14 protein-coding genes and 1 tRNA gene are annotated in these 17,774 nt (G+C 41.4%); 5 read left to right on the top strand and 10 right to left on the bottom strand.

Translation table 11 applies throughout. The annotated features are described in order from the left end of the window. The first annotated feature begins 114 nt into the window (after positions 1–114). Positions 115–1,476: a TlpA family protein disulfide reductase gene (locus G4D82_RS01880; RefSeq protein WP_166333857.1), complete on the top strand. Its 1,362-nt coding sequence runs from the start codon at positions 115–117 to the stop codon at positions 1,474–1,476. Here the strand turns inward: G4D82_RS01880 and ade are convergent, their stop codons facing one another. Continuing rightward, positions 1,477–3,096 (bottom strand): adenine deaminase, encoded by a 1,620-nt coding sequence (gene ade / locus G4D82_RS01875; protein WP_166333855.1) that lies wholly within the window; start codon positions 3,094–3,096, stop codon positions 1,477–1,479. It abuts the gene before it with no gap. A gap of 114 nt (positions 3,097–3,210) precedes the next feature. Between ade and recJ the strand changes: the two genes are divergently transcribed. Then, complete coding sequence (gene recJ / locus G4D82_RS01870; RefSeq protein ID WP_166333853.1) at positions 3,211–4,905, top strand: single-stranded-DNA-specific exonuclease RecJ; 1,695 nt, start codon at positions 3,211–3,213, stop codon at positions 4,903–4,905. On the opposite strand, the gene G4D82_RS01865 is transcribed toward recJ, so the two are convergent. From G4D82_RS01865 to G4D82_RS01855, 3 genes are all read right to left on the bottom strand, one after another. Next, complete coding sequence (locus G4D82_RS01865) at positions 4,906–5,658, bottom strand: UDP-2,3-diacylglucosamine diphosphatase (protein ID WP_166333851.1); 753 nt, start codon at positions 5,656–5,658, stop codon at positions 4,906–4,908. 15 nt (positions 5,659–5,673) lie between these two features. Then, entirely contained in the window at positions 5,674–6,126 is a 453-nt protein-coding gene (locus G4D82_RS01860) for a 6-pyruvoyl trahydropterin synthase family protein (RefSeq protein ID WP_166333849.1), read from the bottom strand. A 76-nt stretch (positions 6,127–6,202) separates the two neighbouring features. Continuing rightward, positions 6,203–7,036 (bottom strand): Omp28-related outer membrane protein, encoded by an 834-nt coding sequence (locus G4D82_RS01855; protein WP_166333847.1) that lies wholly within the window; start codon positions 7,034–7,036, stop codon positions 6,203–6,205. 94 nt (positions 7,037–7,130) lie between these two features. Here G4D82_RS01855 and G4D82_RS01850 point away from each other — a divergent pair, with 94 nt between their 5' ends. The 3 genes from G4D82_RS01850 to G4D82_RS01840 all read left to right on the top strand — a co-directional run bounded on the left by G4D82_RS01850 (position 7,131) and on the right by G4D82_RS01840 (position 9,372). Next, positions 7,131–7,607 (top strand): TlpA family protein disulfide reductase, encoded by a 477-nt coding sequence (locus G4D82_RS01850; protein WP_166333845.1) that lies wholly within the window; start codon positions 7,131–7,133, stop codon positions 7,605–7,607. Positions 7,608–7,610: 3 nt separating this feature from the next. Further along, positions 7,611–9,278, top strand: coding sequence for a DUF6029 family protein (locus G4D82_RS01845; protein ID WP_166333843.1), 1,668 nt, complete (start codon positions 7,611–7,613; stop codon positions 9,276–9,278). Positions 9,279–9,298: 20 nt separating this feature from the next. Beyond that, positions 9,299–9,372: transfer RNA gene (locus tag G4D82_RS01840), tRNA-Ala, on the top strand. Positions 9,373–9,433: 61 nt separating this feature from the next. Here G4D82_RS01840 and G4D82_RS01835 read toward each other — a convergent pair. The 6 genes from G4D82_RS01835 to G4D82_RS01810 all read right to left on the bottom strand — a co-directional run bounded on the left by G4D82_RS01835 (position 9,434) and on the right by G4D82_RS01810 (position 17,580). Then, a complete protein-coding gene (locus G4D82_RS01835) occupies positions 9,434–9,913 on the bottom strand; it encodes a hypothetical protein (RefSeq protein WP_166333841.1) in 480 nt (159 codons plus the stop codon). Between the two features lie 64 nt (positions 9,914–9,977). Next, a complete protein-coding gene (locus tag G4D82_RS01830; RefSeq protein ID WP_166333839.1) occupies positions 9,978–13,385 on the bottom strand; it encodes a hypothetical protein in 3,408 nt (1,135 codons plus the stop codon). A gap of 120 nt (positions 13,386–13,505) precedes the next feature. Then, the gene (locus G4D82_RS01825) at positions 13,506–14,234 is read right to left on the bottom strand and encodes a T9SS type A sorting domain-containing protein (protein WP_166333837.1); all 729 of its coding nucleotides are present in this window, start codon (positions 14,232–14,234) and stop codon (positions 13,506–13,508) included. A 6-nt stretch (positions 14,235–14,240) separates the two neighbouring features. Continuing rightward, a complete protein-coding gene (locus G4D82_RS01820; protein WP_166333834.1) occupies positions 14,241–15,677 on the bottom strand; it encodes a T9SS type A sorting domain-containing protein in 1,437 nt (478 codons plus the stop codon). Between the two features lie 100 nt (positions 15,678–15,777). Further along, the gene (locus G4D82_RS01815) at positions 15,778–17,040 is read right to left on the bottom strand and encodes an aspartate kinase (protein ID WP_166333832.1); all 1,263 of its coding nucleotides are present in this window, start codon (positions 17,038–17,040) and stop codon (positions 15,778–15,780) included. 66 nt (positions 17,041–17,106) lie between these two features. Further along, positions 17,107–17,580, bottom strand: coding sequence for a GNAT family N-acetyltransferase (locus G4D82_RS01810; protein WP_166333830.1), 474 nt, complete (start codon positions 17,578–17,580; stop codon positions 17,107–17,109). Positions 17,581–17,774: the final 194 nt, after the last annotated feature.

Genomic DNA, 17,774 nt, shown 5'->3' with positions numbered 1-17,774 from the left:
AAAAGATTTCCACTACTGTCACTAACGCAGCTTTTGGAAAGGTTCAACATCTCGCTAAAAGTTTTATTTTTGTTCTCCATCAATAGCAAATCAGTTTCCTTAAAACCAAACATTTTGAAAAAGCTACTTCTGTTATTCGTTGTCCTTTGCTCATTGAGTGTTTTCTCGCAAGGCAAACCCAAAACTGCTAAACCGAAAGCCAAGCCGAACGACGCTGCTTTCCGTATTCAAATCCTTGGAAAACTTCTTGAGGAATGCCCCAAACCGCCCGACGTGACTTTCGGCGATTTTCACGGATCAGATACCGATGTGCAGGCGATGAACGTGAATGCCAAAGGCGAATTCTCGGCCAGTTATATGCTCAAGGAACCGGGATTGTTTTATTTCAAAAAAGGCGGCTACACAGAATATTTTATGGTTAGCCCCAAGGAAACCCTGTATAAAATCGAATTGGGTTGTAGCAAAAATGTATTGGCTCCGGTGAAAGTGATCGGTTCCACAGAAAACAAAGCCTATCAACAATATTTGGCCTTGCGCGAGCAACTCAACAAAGATTTAGAAGTGTATAAAGACAAGGATTTGTCTGAAGATTTGCTTTTTCAAGGTTTTGCCAACCAATGGCGCGATTACCAGAAAAACTTGGTGCAATTCATTAAGCAGTATCCGCAAACATACACCGCTCGGCAAATTGCTTCGTTTGACCGCCTTGCAGAAAAAGACTTGGAATCATTAGAAACGCTCGGCGCGAACTATCTCCAACGCGCTGTCTTCGGCGATCAAAAATTTTATAATTCCCCATTGCCAAGCTATCTTCTAGAAGATTATCTGCATTTCATAGACGGCAAAAAGAAGGCTTCGTTTGCGCCTTTTGAGAATTTATTGACTATCGCATCTAAAAACCCAACCGCTGCCAAAAGACTCCAACATGTTCTCTTTGAAGCGTTTTCCAAAAACAAACGCCAAGATTTGATAAATGGTTACATTAACTGGTACAAAGCCCATCCTTCCCAAATGCTGCATACAGTAGTACAAGCCAAGTTAGACATGTTGGCGAAAAGTATGGTAGGTGCACCGTTTACAAACATGAAACTCAACGACGTTCAAGGAAAAGCGCAGGAACTCCAACCGATTGTAGAATCTTCAAACTACACTTTGCTCACTTTTTTCAGCCCGGGTTGCTCGCATTGCCAAGAAACCTTGCCCAAACTCATTCCGATTGGGGAACAATACAAAAACAAAGGGTTGAAAATCTATACCGTTGCCGCTAAAACCGCCGATGCCGACTGGACCGCTTTTCTGACAAAATACACCTCGCCCGAATGGACCAACGTTATGGATGAACCCACCAACCGCCATTTCGGAGAACACAGTGTGAATTCGTTGCCGTATTTCATTTTAATTGACAACAAAGGAAAGATTGTCTCGCGCATGGACGCCAAATCGGTACTGACGGAATTGCCTAAGTGGTTTCAGTAATCAGACTTGCAGGTTCACAAATTCAAATGATTTTCCGCTGAACAAACCTTTGTCAGAGAGTTTCAAATCAGGAATCACCAGCAACGCCATAAAAGATAAGGTCATGAACGGAGCCTTCAGAGTGCTGCCTAAGGATTTGGCCATGGCGTCGATTTCCTGATAGCGTTTACCGGTTTCCCAGCCGTCTTTGTCGCTCATGATTCCGGCCACAGGAAGCGCCAGCGATTTAATTTCGTTGCCATTCACAGCACAGATGCCGCCGGTGTTTTCAATAAGAACGTTCACGGCCTTGCAAATTTCCTCGTCCGAAGTGCCTACCACTACTATATTATGACAATCGTGCGCTACCGAGGAAGCAATCGCGCCTTTTTTCAAACCGAAATTTTTGATGAAAGCCACCGCAACTGGGGCATTTTGGTAACGGTTTACCACGGCGATTTTCAGAATATCATTCCCAATGTCGCTCACCAATTTTCCTTCTGAAAGCAAAGCCTCAGCATGGATTTCGTTGGTGATGAGTTGGCCTTCAAGTGCTTCAATAACACGGATTTTTGTAGCGCTTGCTGCGATTTCAAAATCGGCGACAGTTTTTTTCGAAGTATTGAAATTGTTCGGGGTTTCAAAGTTAATGGCCTGCACAAACGACTTCCCGTTTTCGGCTACCAACTCGCCGTTGATGTAAGTTTGTACTACTTTGAAGTTTTTTAAATCTTCTACGACAATAAAATCTGCCGGATCGTTTTCTTGCAACAAACCGACTTTCATTTTGTAATGCTTCACCGGATTAATGCAGGCCGCTTGCAATACTTTGAAAACATCGATTCCTTTAGCCACAGCGCGTGCACACAAAGCGTTGATATGGCTTACAATTAGATCGTCCGGATGTTTGTCGTCTGAGCAAAACATCATATTTTCAAAATGTTCAGGCAACAAATCGATTAACGCTTCAAAATTTTTGGCAGCACTACCTTCACGAATCAGCACTTTCATGCCCAAAGACAATTTTTCCTGCGCTTCCTCAAAAGTGAAACACTCGTGATCGGTCGAAATTCCGGCGCTGATGTATTTTTTTACCGCCTCGCCGCGCAAACCCGGAGCATGGCCGTCAACCGGTTTTCCAAAATGTTTCGCCCACTCGATTTTTTTCAAAACTTCAGCATCGTTGAACAGTACGCCCGGATAATTCATCATTTCAGCCAAATAATAAATCTCTGGATGCGCCATGAGTTCCTTAATTCCATCCGAATCGATGACCGCACCAGCCGTTTCAAAGGAAGTGGCCGGCACACAAGAAGGTGCACCAAAATGGAACTTCAAAGGCACTTGCTGCCCATTTTCAATCATGTAGTAAACGCCATCTTTCCCGAGCACATTGGCAATTTCATGCGGATCGGAAATGGTGCCGACCGTACCGTGCAAAACCGCAATCCGGGCAAATTCTGAGGGTACGAGCATCGAACTTTCAATATGGATATGCGAATCGATGAAACCCGGCAGAATGAATGTTTTGTTGTCGTGTTGTTTTTCTGTAATGGATTGGATCTTTCCGTTTTCGATGGAGATTTCCCCGCTGTAAATTCGCCGATTTTGGATGTCGACAATTTGTCCTTGGATGTGCATGGTCGCTGGATTTTGATTCCCACAAGAAACGAATTTTTTTCCAAGCAAACCAATAGTTTTTTGCTACATTTGGAAAACAAAAGCATTATTTATACACCAAACAAAATTTATCTTATGCGCTGGACACTCAAAAAAAAACCGGATTCCGACAAGGTGAAGCACCTTCAAAGTGTTTTAAATGTCGATGAGATGATTGCCACTTTACTCTTGCAGCGTGGCGTCGAAACTTTCGAACAAGCCAAAGCTTTTTTTCGCCCTAATTTAGATGATTTGCACGATCCGTATCTGATGAAAGACATGGACAAGGCTGTCGCGCGAATTGAATCGGCTATCGAAAATCAAGAGAATATTCTCGTTTTTGGCGATTACGACGTAGATGGAACTACTGCTGTGGCACTGGTTTCTTCTTACCTGAAAACCATTTACCCCAATATCGCTACTTATATTCCCGACCGTTATGACGAAGGTTACGGCGTTTCCTATCAAGGAATTGACTTTGCCGACGACAATGGTTTTTCACTCATTATTGCGCTGGATTGCGGTATTAAATCTGTTGATCATGTGGCTTATGCCAAAACCAAAAGCATCGATTTTATCATCTGCGATCACCACCGGCCCGGAACTATTTTGCCCGAAGCGGTGGCCATCCTCGATCCGAAACGTGACGATTGCCTTTATCCGTACGACGAACTTTGCGGCTGCGGCGTTGGTTTTAAACTCGTTCAGGCGCTAGGTGCCAACCGAAACCAAACCATTGACGATTTGGTTCCTTATCTGGATTTGGTAGCCACTGCGATTGCCGCCGATATTGTTCCGATGACCGGCGAGAATCGGGTTTTGGCCCATTTCGGATTGCAGATCATCAATACTTCGCCAAGGCCCGGAATAGCAGCTTTAGTGAATACCATCAAGAAAAATGCACTGACCATTACCGATGTAGTATTTATTATCGCGCCCAGAATCAATGCCGCAGGACGAATCAAACACGGCAATCATGCGGTAGAACTGCTCACCGAGTTCAACTTAGATCAAGCCAAAGCATTCGCTTCGGAAATAGAAAAATACAATACCGATCGAAAAGACCTCGACAAACAAATAACACAAGCGGCCTTGAAACAAGTTCAAGACAACAACGAACACGAACGCTTTACGACAGTGGTTTTTCAGGAAGATTGGCACAAAGGCGTCATTGGAATCGTCGCTTCTAGATTGATTGAGAATTATTACCGCCCGACTATTGTTTTTACCAAAAGCGGCGAAAAGTATGCTGCTTCAGCGCGATCGGTTTCAGGCTTTGATATTTATACTGCACTGGAAGCTTGTTCGGATTGCTTAGAACAGTTCGGCGGACACATGTATGCGGCCGGAATGACGTTGAGACCAGAGCGGTATGAGCAATTTAAAGACACTTTTGAGCGTGTGGTTCGGGAAACGATTGCACCGGAATTATTAACCGAAGAAATTGAAGTGGATGCCGAGATTTCGTTGGATCAAATCACACCAAAACTCACGCGGCTCTTGAAACAGTTCGAACCTTTCGGGCCACAGAACCGCACCCCAGTTTTTCTAACACGCGAGCTATTTGATACCGGCTATGCTAAGAAAATCGGAAGCGACGAAACACACTTGAAGTTGTTTGTCAAACAAAAAAATTCCGATGGATTTCCGGCGGTAGGTTTCGGTTTGGCAGATAAAATAGAATACGTTAAAAACAAAAAGCCTTTCGAAGCGGTTTATTGTATAGACGAAAATGAGTGGAACGGCAATGTTTCAGTGCAGCTCAGGATGAAAGACATTCGAGCCGATTAACTATCGGGGCTCAAAAGTCTTGAGTTCAAAGTGCTCGCCGTCGAACACCCCGTAAGTGAAATAACCAATCCAATCCCCGAGATTGACATAGTGCGAACCCTCACCGATTTTAATCATCATCGGTAAATGACGGTGTCCAAAAATCAAGTAGTCGTAGTGTTTGGTCTGTAGTTTTCGCTTGGCGTATTGAATGAGCCATTCGTTGTCTTCTCCGAGGAATTTTACATCAGCTTCGCCTGAAATCAGTTTGTTTTTGACCGAAAGATATTGCGCCAATGAAACCCCAACATCGGGATGCAACCAACGAAAAACCCATTTCGAAAGCGGGTTGGTAAAAACTTTTTTCATGCGTTTGTAGCCTTTGTCGCCCGGACCTTTGCCGTCGCCGTGGCCGATGAGAAATGTTTTCCCGGAAAAAGTGTATTCCTGATTGTCGTGAAAAACCGGAATGTTGAGTTCTTTTTCGAAATAATCTGACATCCACAAATCGTGATTGCCGACAAAAAAATAAATAGGGACGCCACTATCGCGAATTTCAGCGAGTTTGCCCAAAACACGAACAAATCCTTTTGGGACTACTTTTTTGTATTCGAACCAGAAGTCGAACAGGTCACCCAATAAAAAAATAGCTTCAGCATCGGCTTTAATAGTATCCAGCCAAGCCACGAACTTTTGTTCTCTGGGAAAACTCAATTCTGCTGTCGGCGCACCCAAATGTTGGTCTGAAGCGAAGTATATTTTTTTGTGGTTCATCAATCAGAGCGTAAGTTAGGCATTGTCGCTGGCATACCATTCTGCATAAGAGCTGTCCGTTTCTTGCAATTTGAGCGAATGCAACCGAATGGCATCGGGAAGTCGTTTTTGAATTTTATTAGCGAAATCGGTCACCATGTTCTCGCTGGTGGGCTGGTAATCTACTAAAATCACGTGATGCCCACGGTTTTTGAGTTCATTGGCTAATTCGATGTGTGGCGTGGTTTGGTTGAAAACCGTCGCGTGGTCAAAGTGGTCTACGATTTCTTCGGTGACTATTTTTTTCAAATCCGAGAAGTCGATGACCATGCCGTATTTCACATTCGTTTTATCGGAAATAGGCACTCCAATCACCGTGACTGAGAGCTTATAACTGTGTCCGTGAACGTTTTTGCATTTGCCGTCATAGCCATAAAGTGCATGGCCGGTTTCGAAGCTGAATTCTTTAGTAATCCTGATGTTGCTCATGCAGTGAAAATTTATGACAAAGGTAACTAGTTTACAATAAAAAAGCCGCTATTAAAGCGACTTGATTTGATAAGTTTTACGGGTTCTGTTCGAAGACTTGTTCTTGGTTGATTTCCGCTTCACGGACATTGATTACGGTATTATTACTATCGACCACAAAAGCGACAAAACTAATGTTTTCTAAATTGGAAACATTTGCCGGTACTGGAACCGAGAAACGCTTTGATACGGTTTGGTTGAAATTAGTGCCTGATAAACCCTCACCGAGCAATGGTGTTAAAGAAGCACGCAAAACGTGGTTGTGTTCGAAACCTTGAATGTAAGGAACCGGTCCGTAGGCTGAGAAATAGTTTGTCTGGCGATACAGTAAATGATTTTCAAGAAGACAAACTACCAATTTTACGTTTTCGTAATTCTGAGCGAATTTTATATTTACATCTAACTCAATATTGCCGTCAGCCACTATGGATTTCATCGCCAATCCTAAACCGCAATTGTTGCTGGTCAGATTGACGGCTTGTTGCACATGATCTGGTTCTGGGCTGGTCCAAACAATGGTTCGGTTCAAGCGAGAAATGGGCAATTCTAAGTCGCGGCCTGGCGAAACCAAATCTTGTAAAGGGCCAATGGCGGCAAAATGATAAGGATCCAGTCCGTTGTGAATGGCAATGGTTACTGAACGATCTGTCTGTTCTTTTACTCTTTCTATGGCTTCAGAAACACGCGTACAGTTGCCACACCAAGTTCCTGTGTAATCTTCGATGAGCATGTTTTTCTGAAACAAGCCTGAGATGGGTTCGGCATCTACGCGATCATCTACCTCGATTGGGGCATAAATCATTTCAGTTTTGCTGCAAGAAAGCAACAATATAGGGATTAAAAGCAGCCCTAACAGTGCGGATTTTTTCATAGCGCCAGAATTGAATTTTACATTGCAAATAAAGCAAATTATATTTTATTTTCATGATTATAATTTATTTATTTGCAGTCAAAACAACGCAATTATGAATAAATTCTGCTTACTGTTGCTTTTTGTCGGATGGACGGTTTCCGCTCAAAAGCAAATTCCTGATTTAAGCCTTAACAACCTTGAAGGCAAATCAATTTCTTTAAAAAACAATTTTGCCGAAAAAGACAAACTCTATGTATTCTCGTTTTGGGCTACTTGGTGTACGCCTTGTATTAGCGAACTTGACGAACTCAATGAGGTGCAGGAAGATTGGAAAAAATCGGTCAATTTTGAAGTGATTGCCATTTCAACAGATGATACCCGAACTCAGAAAAGAGTGAAGCCGCTCATTAATGGCAAAGGCTGGGACTATCAGGTCTTGCTCGATACCAACCAAGATTTCAAGCGTGCGATGTCTATTGTGAATATTCCCTATACGATTGTAGTCAAGAATGGCGAAATCGTTCATATCCAAAACGGATATGTTCCCGGGAACGAGAAAGAATTGCTGGAAAAACTCAAAACCTTATAATGCATGAAAAACAGCATCCTTGTTTTAGCAGTTTTTTTCGGAATCTACTCCCATTCGCAAGAAGTAAAGCCAAAAGACAAAATTCAATTTTACGGCGGATTTGAGTCGAATTCGCAATGGTATTTGAACGACAAACCGCTGGGAGTGGATCATCCTGAGGTTCCTTTGCGTTCGAACAATTATCTATTCCTGAACACCAAATTTAAAAACTGGACAGCTGGTATTCAAGCCGAATCCTACGAAGACCAAGCGCTATTGAACTACAATCCGAAGTATGACAAAACGGATGTAGCGACTTATTTCATCCAATATAAAAACGAAAAAATCGACATTACAGGCGGTTACTTTTATGAGCAATTCGGTAGTGGTTTGCTTTATCGCAGCTGGGAAGATCGTGCCTTGGGCATTAATAATGCTTTGCGCGGAGCAAGAGTGATTTTCAAACCAGCCCCATTCTTTACAATCAAAGGAATTTACGGACGTCAACGCACCGGTTTTGATATCAGTGAAGGCGAGATTTATGGTACCGATGCAGAAATCGTACTCTCGGATTTGTTCCATTTCGAAACTACTGAATGGTCGTTGGGCTTTACCTACGTAGGACGTGAAGAAAAAAGTGCTATTGTCAATCCGAAATACAACAGCCTCACTAGTGGTTATGCCGCAAGAGTAGATTTTAACCATCAAGGGTTTTACTTTTCATCGGAATATAATATCAAATCTAAAGATGCTATAGTCGAAGTAAAAGAACAGATTGCGCATGATTTTATTAAGCCAGGCAGCGCTTTATTGGTCAATATGGGTTATTCTACCAAGGGATTTGGACTTGATGGAACTTTTAGAAGACTTGAAAACATGGGTTTTTTCTCAGAGCGTAATGCCAAAGGGAATGCCTTTAACGACCGGATCATGAATTTCATTCCGAGCTTGACCAAGCAGCACCACTACAATTTAGCGAATATTTATGTTTATCAATCGCAGCCCAATGTATTGTTATCCGATGAAAGCTTATTGAAAACCGGCGAAATCGGTGGGCAAATCGATGTGTTCTACAATTTTAAAAAGCAAACCGCTTTCGGCGGAAAGTACGGAACAAAAGTCGCAGTCAATATTTCGAATTGGAATGCGCTTGGCGGGAAGTTCTATTTGCCAAATAAAGATTATCAAACCGATTTTCTTGGTTTCGGCAGAAAGTACTTCTCGGATTACAACATCGAAATCACAAAAAAAATAAGTCCGAAATGGCAAACAGCTTTTTCTTATATCAATCAGTATTATAACAAAAAACTCATCGAAGAAACTTTTGATGTTGTTAATACTAATATTTTGGGTGCAGAAGCAACATACAAGTTTACTGATAACAAATCGATTCGCATAGTGAGTGAACACATGTGGGCCGATACCGACAAAAAAAACTGGACGGCTTCAACAATTGAGTTCAACTTGAATTCAAAATACTCTTTTTTTATAGCCGACATGTATAATTACGGGAATGATGATCCGGAACTTAGAAACCATTACTATAATGTGGGTGGAGCCTTCAGGCAAAAATCAACGCGCATTGCCCTAAACTACGGACGCCAAAGAGGCGGTTTGGTCTGTGTAGGTGGTGTTTGCCGATTTGTTCCAGAAAGTTCCGGAATTTCTTTGTCGTTAAATACAACTTTTTAATATATTTGCCACGGCGAAACGGGGGATTAGCTCATTTGGCTAGAGCGCTTGCCTGGCAGGCAAGAGGTGACCGGTTCGAATCCGGTATTCTCCACAAAAAAACTCCAAGTAATTTAACTTGGAGTTTTTTGTTTTTTTAGAATTTCTTTCTTGAATTATTTGTCGTCAGAAATATAAGTCTTGTTCCCGTTGGAATTGATATAATATCTTCCTCCTCTTGGCCCGGTATAAACTTTTTTACCGTTGTATGTGCCGGTCACTTTGTCGGCTACTCTTGGTGCTTTTTCGTTGGTTTCACGCACTTTTGCCGCTTTTTTTGTAGCCGATTCTTTGGCTTTTTCAGTTGTTTTCTTGGTTTTGTCTGCTGCTTTTTCGGTAGTTTTTTTAGTGACCTCTTTGGCCTTTTCTACTTTTTTTTCAGCTTTCTCTGTTGCCTTTTTAACTTTGGTTTCAGCCTTTTCTTTCTTAGCTTCAGCTTTTTCCTTTTTCTCTTTAGCGGCTTCTTTTTTGGCTTTAGCTTTTTCTTTGGCCTCGGCTGCTTTTTCCGTTTTGGCTTTCTTTTTTGCTTTGGTTTCCTGAGCGTAGAAACTGGTCGAGAATACGAAAAGCAAACACAATACGAGTATTTTCTTCATGGGTAAAAAATTAAGTTATACGTTAAATAAAGGTAGAAAATATATTCTTACTCGCAACCAAAATTTAAAAGTAAGCTCGCAATTGAATATTGCCGTTGTGAATGGTCTGGCTGTTTTCGCTTTTTCGGCCTTGGTAATTGATATTAATATCGAGATAATCCGTCAGGTTTTTCTGAATTAGCAATCGCCATGTGGTATTTTGTCCAGGCTGTAAACCTTCCAGCATTTGAAAAGCCACCGGAGTTAACGCATTTCCAACGAACTCATTCTCGTACAATGAGAACTCTCCATTCATGGTCAATTTCTTAGTGCTGGAATAAGTAAACGAAGTGCCTAAGCGGGTTTGTTTCAAGGTTTCGAAATCAGCAATTTTGTTTTGCTTGTCTTGATATTCATAGAAAATATCCCAACTGGCATTTTCAGAGAACAAATAGGCAATCTTTGGTGCGATTTGGTAGCCTTTTATAATGTAATTTCTTGAAGCATAAGTTTCGGTCACAGCATTCGATTTTAAGGTTTTTCCCGAAAGTTCGAACAACCACGATTTTCGATACAGATGCACATACTGTAACTGATGGGAACTGTTTTTACTTTCTTGAGAACCTACCGACAAGAGGTTTTTTGTTTTGTTGTTCAGATAAGTATAAGTTACCGAATGGCTTTGCTTGCCGCGATTGAAAAACAAACTGTTGCGATAACTCGTGCTCAAGCCCAATAAATTTTCTTTAGTTGAGCTGAACGGATTCAAGTCGAAATTGTTGCCGTCGCGTTTGAGTTTGCGGTCAATCAGAAAAGAAGTTTGGTTATAAAAATGCGACAAAATCTTTCGTAAACCGGTTTTGTTCTGCCATTGACTGGGGTTGAGCGTTAAAGATTCAGAGAATTTATTTTGATGGGTTTTGATGAAAATCTGGTTGGGTAAAAACACCCGAACATACTTGGCTTGGTCCGGAAAAGGGGCAATTTCAAATTCCTGCAATTCCTGAATGCCGTTGTTGTTGTAATCAATCCAAGCATACACTCCTTTTCCGGCATCGACCTCGAGATAAGTAAATTCCTGTTGCGCGATTTGACCTGAATTGGTTTCATAAGCTGTTGTAGTTTGCACAAACTGGTTGAAAAAGCGATCGTTATATAAGATTCTTGAATTTAGTGAAGGTTCGTTTTGGCGATTGGGGTCTTCGTATTTTAAATTTCTATAGTTGAGGTAAACCGCTAAATCACTTTTTTGGTTCTGAATTAATTTCGATTTTAGGTAATACGATTGGGAAACATTCACGCGCTGGAGTTTTCCGTTTTGCAAACTGTCGTTGAAACGATGCAGATAGCCCAATTCAGCATAAACTTTCGTACTGTCACCACGACCCAGAAGCGCACCGTATTCAGTAAATCGTTGGCTAAGAGTATTGAGCAAATTGGTTTCTTTATTGCGTTCTTGGTTGTTTTCTAACCGCAGTGAGGAACCTACCCAATTTTTCTTGAAATTGTATTTCACTACCGATTGGTTTCTTAAAAAGCGCGAAGTCGAAGCGGTTCCATTGCTGGTCATCAAGCTGCTTTTATGATGGATGTTCCAATGATTGAGTACGAAATTGCCAACCATGCTGTGACGGTTGCCATTGAAGCTTTCAGAGAAGTTGAGGTTTTCTAGTTGATAGGTCAAATTTCCTTTTTTCGGCAATTTAAACTCAAGTCCAGCGACCAAAAGACTCTGATTGCCTGTGGCCAAAGAAAGGTTCCAATCGCGGTCAAACTCGATGTTATACAAACGTTCAATGGTGCGGAATTCTTTCTGCACAAACTGATAATTGGCAAAAGCGTCGATTTCCCATTTTTTGGTCAGTAGCCGTTGACGTGTATTGACTTTTCCTGCCACGCCTTGGTTGTCTTTGTCGTCCAATGAAGAAAATAAATTCAAATCGTTGTTACTCAATGCAGCTTCAAAGTCTAAGTAGGTTTTTTCAGAAGTCGCGTATTTTCCAAAAACGGTTGCAATTTGAATTTTAGTCGGCGCAATCAAACGAATAATAGGTTCGTAGCTACCTTGCTTTTCTCCGTTAACTGGCTGGATATATTTATAAATTTTCCCAACAGCAGCACTGTTAGAAAGTTGGTAGTTCCCTTGTTTTTCTCCAACGAAACTAAACTTCACATTATACAGAACCGCAGTCGGATCATTCGAGTAAACGAAAGTTGCTACACCATCTTGAATGACTTTTTCATACAAAATTTTGTTCTCGGAATAATCGTCTTGATAAGCTGAAGGAGCCACCATCGAATTCGAATCATCTCCGGCATTGACCAATATTTGCGCTTGCTCTGCAGAAAGGTTTTGCTGTAAAGGCTGGTTTTTGAGATCACTTTCTGAATACACGTTGGTGCCAATGCTCCAAGAATCCTGCTCGTGCGAAGCTCCAAAATACGTCACAAAGCGACTGTAATTTCTGTCTGAAAACTGGTATTCAATGGAAATTCGCATCTCGGAGGTAATCGGAAATAGGGAAGTGAAAGTAATCTCTCCGGCGTTGTAATCAATTACATAATCATTGTTTTCACCACGTTTGAGCAGAATGCCATTTACATATACCCGCTCCGAACCAGAAACCACTAAAATAAACAATTCACCGCTCGAACCTTTAAGTTTATATGGGCCTTGGTTGCCTTCTTGGCCGATGAAGTTGCTTCGGGCATATTGCCCGCGAACCAGAGCCGCCGAAGCAAATACGTTGGTCTTGTTGCCTTGGTTGCCGAAATTAAAATTAGTTGATAGACCTTGAACTTTTTTATTGAAGTTGAGAAATCGGGATTGGCGATTCTCTAGAAACAAATCACCGGCGCGGATACTCCATTTGTCTGAGAAAAGTTCAATAAAAATCTGGTCGAATTCGTCCAGTTTTTGCGAATAACCGCTGTCTTGCAAAGGAATATTATTGTCTTGGATGGAAGCGCGCAAACTGACTTTGTCTGAAATTTTTCCGGTAATCTGCAAATCCAGATTGGAGTTGACCACCGCATTTTGATTGTTGCCTACTGTAATACCTCGAGTAATGCTTCCAGAAGTGTTTAATCCTTCAAATGGAACAAATTTTTTGAACGGATCGCGCGACACTTGATAAAGACCATATTGTCCGGTTTCGGATTTTACTACTCGGTTTGGGTCATAAATACTGTAAACTTTGGTTAAGGCTTTTGGAAATTTCAAAAATCGAATCGTTAGTGTATCACTATTGAACGGATAGTTGTCTTTAAAAACTAAAATTCCTTTCTCGAAATTCACTTGGTAATAAGCGGTGTCGATTGGTTTTGATTGGGTGTCAAGCAGTTTAAAAAAACTTGAATTCACGCTGACCGAATCAATCCTAATGGTGTCGCGTGTGGCAACAATTTTCTTGGCCCGATAGGGTGTTTGGATTTCCTGGGCTTGTAAGCCATAGCCTAATAGCAGTAAACCGAAAAGGATTTTTTTAAACATAAAGGCTATAACGGATTGACCTCAAAAGTAGTGTGTTTTTGTGGTATTTTGAATGTGAGGTATAGGCAATAAAAAAACCGCCTGAGGAATCAGACGGTTTTGATAAAGAATTTTATTAGTTTATTTCTTAATGATTCTGGCTGATGATTTCTGCCCAAGGTCATTTTGGAAATATAAGATATAAACTCCGGCGTTCAAATTAGAAACATCCACACGGTGCTCCCCAGTGGTAGCATTTTGGTGCAAGATTGATTTTCCGGAAACATCATACAAATCGTATTGAACGTTTTTGGCTAAGTCCATTTCGATTTCCGATGCAACCACATTAGATTTCAAAGTCACACCAGTTTGCGCCAAGTTGTTAAAGTCAGAAACGCCTAAAGCCGAAACAAAACGGTAAGTGAAAGAAACGGAATTACCTGTTTCTACACCGTTTTCATCTACTTGGAAGAATTTCAAACCGTATTCCACGGGCAAAGCCGGGTTAATCCCAGAATTTAGGTTTAGGAAGTGGTCGAAATCTCCGTTTTGTCCGTTGGCTTCAATCACTGCTGGAAAATTAGGATACGAACTTCCTGCTGTAATGGTACTCAAACAAACATTACCGACGCACAATTGCAAGTTGGTTCCGGTTGAATTTTCAATACTGAGCACTTTTACTTTGATATTGATGTCGTTGTCAGAATTGTTGAAAATCTTAATTCCCATGTAGGAACCGGGCTCTTCAGCAGTATCAAAAGTGAATACATCACCATCGTTGATTGGGGTTCCATCTAGCTTTTTAAGCGACATTTGCGCTGTGGCTATAAACGAAGCCAAACCGATGATGGAAAGAAATAAACTTTTCATTGTGAATTATTTTAAAATGATTTTTTCAGTGGTAGTACCGTTAGCGCTAACGATTTTCGCAAGATACATTCCTTTTTGGAAACCTGACAAATCGATATTTTTATCTTTTGTTACGTTGTTTGCAGTCAAGATTACTTTTCCAGTTACATCGATGATATTCACGGTCACCGTTTCTTCAGTATTGATGTTAATCATACCGCTAGTTGGATTTGGAAATACTCTCAAGGTTGTTGCTTCAAAAGTTTCGTTAGCCAAAGCGGTTGTGGTTAAAGCATTTGATAACGGCAAACTAGAAGTGAAATTACCACTCAAATAGCTGTAAATTGCATTGTTGCTGTTGTCGTAAACTTCCACTCCGTGTTGCGTGGCACCATAAGTCCAGCCGTCGCCGTAAGAATCTAACAAGTTAATAGTATAGCACTCATTAGAAGGCAAACTTACGTTGTGTGTTTTAACTGTATTAGCATCTGCGCCACCGCCGTTGGCATTTCCAGTATACGGACCGCCATTGGCAACAATAGTTCCCGCACTGTTTTTAATGTTCCATGAAATTTCTGTAGGATAATTGTCGGTGTATATTTTAACCACAACGTCTGTTGGTGCTTGTACTGCGATACTTACGCCCATTTCGGCAGAAGTAATATTTGCATTGAATGGAGTAGCACTGTTGGCCGATACCACTTCAACAGAATAATCTGCATCAGGATTGTAAGCATAAGTGTCAAAGGTTACTGTTCTGGTGGTAAATCTTGGCATTAAACCAGAAAAGTTTTTCGTGGCCACGACATTACCGTCTTCTTTTAAGTTAAGCGTAGCAGCAGTAATGGAATTTTCTCCATAGTTTCTGATTTTGGCAACAGCGTTTCCGTTAGCAGAACAAAATGAGTTCGTATTTTCTAAAGAACCCACGTTGTTTTGGGTTCCGGTCAACGTGCCGCAGTTAGCATTAATACTTGTTCTGATAGAACTGGCAGTTCCGGCGCTAATTTCAGAAACCAAACCGTCAGGGCAAATTCTGAACAAAGTCGGGAAATAAGTAATCTGATACAAATCACTGATGCTAGAAGCGTCTAGAATTGGATAAGGTGTATGTTCTACCCAGTTACCTCTGGAAGCAGGAGTCTGTCCGTAGAGGTCATCCTCTCCAGTAGTTCCGTCGCCTTCCACGAAAAGCACGACCACTTCGCTAGAACCGCCTTGTCCGTAAGAATTATAAATATCTTCTAAAGCTTTAGAATTATGGAAATTCCAGCATGGGCCACACCAAGTAGCGGAAATGTCCATGATAACTGTTTTACCGGCAGCGATATAATCTGCCAAGTGATGCGTATTCCCGTTAATGTCGGTTACGGTAAAATCCGGAGCTACACTTCCCGGAGCGATTTGGGCTTTGCTTTGGAATGACAAGGCTACAAGCGCCAACAAAAGAGTAATTTTTTTCATGAGCTAAAATTAAAGGGTTGGTTAGAAGTTAATTGTGCGAAGCAATATTAGCAATAATTTGATAGATAATGAAATAAAAATTGCTTTCGCACTAAAAAAATTAGCTAGTGATTTCTTTGGTCACTACCTGCATCGTTTCACGACTGCTTTGTTTGAGTAACACGGTTTTGTTTTCTTGCACCATTTCCGCCGCCTTTTCATTGAAATGTCTGATGGTGTAAAGTGAAACGTTCTCATTATAAGCCACTTTGAATTTTTTCGAAAGTTTGTTTTTGAGTTCGTTAAAGTTCCCGAATTTGTCTTCAATACAGACCGAAAAACTAATCGCCGAGTTCTGAATCAGGCTCACTTTCATCTTGAATTGGTGCAAGAGTGCAAAAATCTCGCTGATGTTTTCTTCCATGATAAACGAAAAGTCAATCGAGGATAGCGAAATTAAAAGTTGGTTTTTTTTGACGATGAAACAAGGCAGATATGGCTCTAAATCAGCGCCTTTAGAAACGCTGGTGCCGGGCAATAAAGGCTCCACAAAAGATTTTACAAACAACGGAATTTCCTTTCGCTGCAATGGTTGTAACGTTTTCGGATGTATCACACTCGCCCCGTAAAAAGCCAATTCGATGGCTTCGCGGTAGGAAATCTGGTTCAGCAAAGTGGCGTTTTCAAAATAACGCGGATCGGCGTTCATCACACCGGGTACGTCTTTCCAAATCGTAACGCTTTCTGCGCCGAGACAATATGCGAAAATTGCTGCCGTATAATCCGAGCCTTCACGGCCTAAGGTAGTGGTAAAGCCGTTTTCATCCGAACCTAAAAATCCTTGGGTAATGTGCAATGTTTTCTTTTTGATTCCCTTGGAAATGTTCTTTTGCGTGAGTTCCCAGTTCACTTCGGCGTCGCGATAAGTGGCATCGGTTTTAATGAACTGGCGCACATCAATCCAATGGGTTTTAATTCCGCGGTGGTTCATATAATACGAGAGAATCGTCGTGGAAACCAATTCACCGAAACTCACAATCTGGTCGTACACAAAATTGTAATTCGGCGATTTGTTGTGCCCGAGAAAGTAATCAAGTTCGGCAAACAAATCGTTCACAGCTTTGAACACCGGGTGTCTTTCGTCTTCGAACAAATCCAACAGAATCTGGTTGTGGTATTTTCTTACTTCCTGCACCGAGGCTTTTAAGGCGGCCGATTTATCGAAATAATCTTTCACCACCACTTCGAGCGCGTTAGTGGTTTTTCCCATGGCCGAAACCACGAGCAACACATCGTCGTAGCCCACTTTTTGCAAAACATCGAAAACATTGTTGATTCCTGCTGCGTCTTTCACCGAAGCGCCGCCAAATTTGAAAACTCTCATTTTATTAGGGTTTTTTAGAGCCAAGAGCAAAGAACCAAGATTTTTCTTATTTCTTTGTTTTTGATTTTATTTTGTATTCGTAAATTTCTCGATTCCATGCTCATCCATCTGAGCCACACGCCAATCGTCGAGCACTTTCGCGCCTGATTTTTTGTAAAAGTCAATAGCAGGTGTATTCCATTCTAGCACAGCCCATTCTATTCTGCGAACGCCGTCTCTTTTCCCTTGGGCAATGACCTCGGCATACAATTTAAAACCAATTCCCGAGCCGCGCATTTTCTCTTTCACAATCAAATCTTCCAAATGGATGGTTTTGCCTTTCCAAGTTGAATAGCGGTAATAATACAAGGCCACGCCCACAATTGCTCTGTTTAACTCAGCCACAAAAGTGTGAAATAAAGGCTTATCACCAAAGCCGTCGCGCTCTAAATCAGGAACCGTTACTACTACAGCATCGGGTTCTTTTTCAAATACGGCAAGTTCCCGGATGAGTTCCAGCACGGCGGGCATGTCATGTTTTTGGCCTTTTCTTATAATCATTTTTTTGAAGCTGTTTCCTGCTGTCCGCTATATCTTTTGCGAAGTTACTATCGGGTTTTGGTTGAGCAAATTCCCGCAAAAGGATGCCGCTGCCATCAGGGCTAGGGCACAGGTTTCCAAAAACAAATATAGAGAAAACAACGAATTTTAATGCACTCCAACACGAATTGCAAACGCGTTTATAAATATGAAAA

Origin of the sequence: Flavobacterium lotistagni, assembly GCF_011392125.1 — a bacterium.
GTDB lineage: Bacteria > Bacteroidota > Bacteroidia > Flavobacteriales > Flavobacteriaceae > Flavobacterium > Flavobacterium lotistagni.
Note: the sequence above shows the minus strand (reverse complement) of the source record. Positions and strands in the feature narration are given on the sequence as shown.

Coding starts and splice junctions, on each gene's coding strand:
- ade (WP_166333855.1), bottom strand. CDS start 3,096: ATGCACATCCAAGGACAAATTGTCGACATCCAAAATCGGCGAATTTAC.
- recJ (WP_166333853.1), top strand. CDS start 3,211: ATGCGCTGGACACTCAAAAAAAAACCGGATTCCGACAAGGTGAAGCAC.
- G4D82_RS01865 (WP_166333851.1), bottom strand. CDS start 5,658: ATGAACCACAAAAAAATATACTTCGCTTCAGACCAACATTTGGGTGCG.
- G4D82_RS01860 (WP_166333849.1), bottom strand. CDS start 6,126: ATGAGCAACATCAGGATTACTAAAGAATTCAGCTTCGAAACCGGCCAT.
- G4D82_RS01855 (WP_166333847.1), bottom strand. CDS start 7,036: ATGAAAAAATCCGCACTGTTAGGGCTGCTTTTAATCCCTATATTGTTG.
- G4D82_RS01850 (WP_166333845.1), top strand. CDS start 7,131: ATGAATAAATTCTGCTTACTGTTGCTTTTTGTCGGATGGACGGTTTCC.
- G4D82_RS01845 (WP_166333843.1), top strand. CDS start 7,611: ATGAAAAACAGCATCCTTGTTTTAGCAGTTTTTTTCGGAATCTACTCC.
- G4D82_RS01835 (WP_166333841.1), bottom strand. CDS start 9,913: ATGAAGAAAATACTCGTATTGTGTTTGCTTTTCGTATTCTCGACCAGT.
- G4D82_RS01830 (WP_166333839.1), bottom strand. CDS start 13,385: ATGTTTAAAAAAATCCTTTTCGGTTTACTGCTATTAGGCTATGGCTTA.
- G4D82_RS01825 (WP_166333837.1), bottom strand. CDS start 14,234: ATGAAAAGTTTATTTCTTTCCATCATCGGTTTGGCTTCGTTTATAGCC.
- G4D82_RS01820 (WP_166333834.1), bottom strand. CDS start 15,677: ATGAAAAAAATTACTCTTTTGTTGGCGCTTGTAGCCTTGTCATTCCAA.
- G4D82_RS01815 (WP_166333832.1), bottom strand. CDS start 17,040: ATGAGAGTTTTCAAATTTGGCGGCGCTTCGGTGAAAGACGCAGCAGGA.
- G4D82_RS01810 (WP_166333830.1), bottom strand. CDS start 17,580: ATGATTATAAGAAAAGGCCAAAAACATGACATGCCCGCCGTGCTGGAA.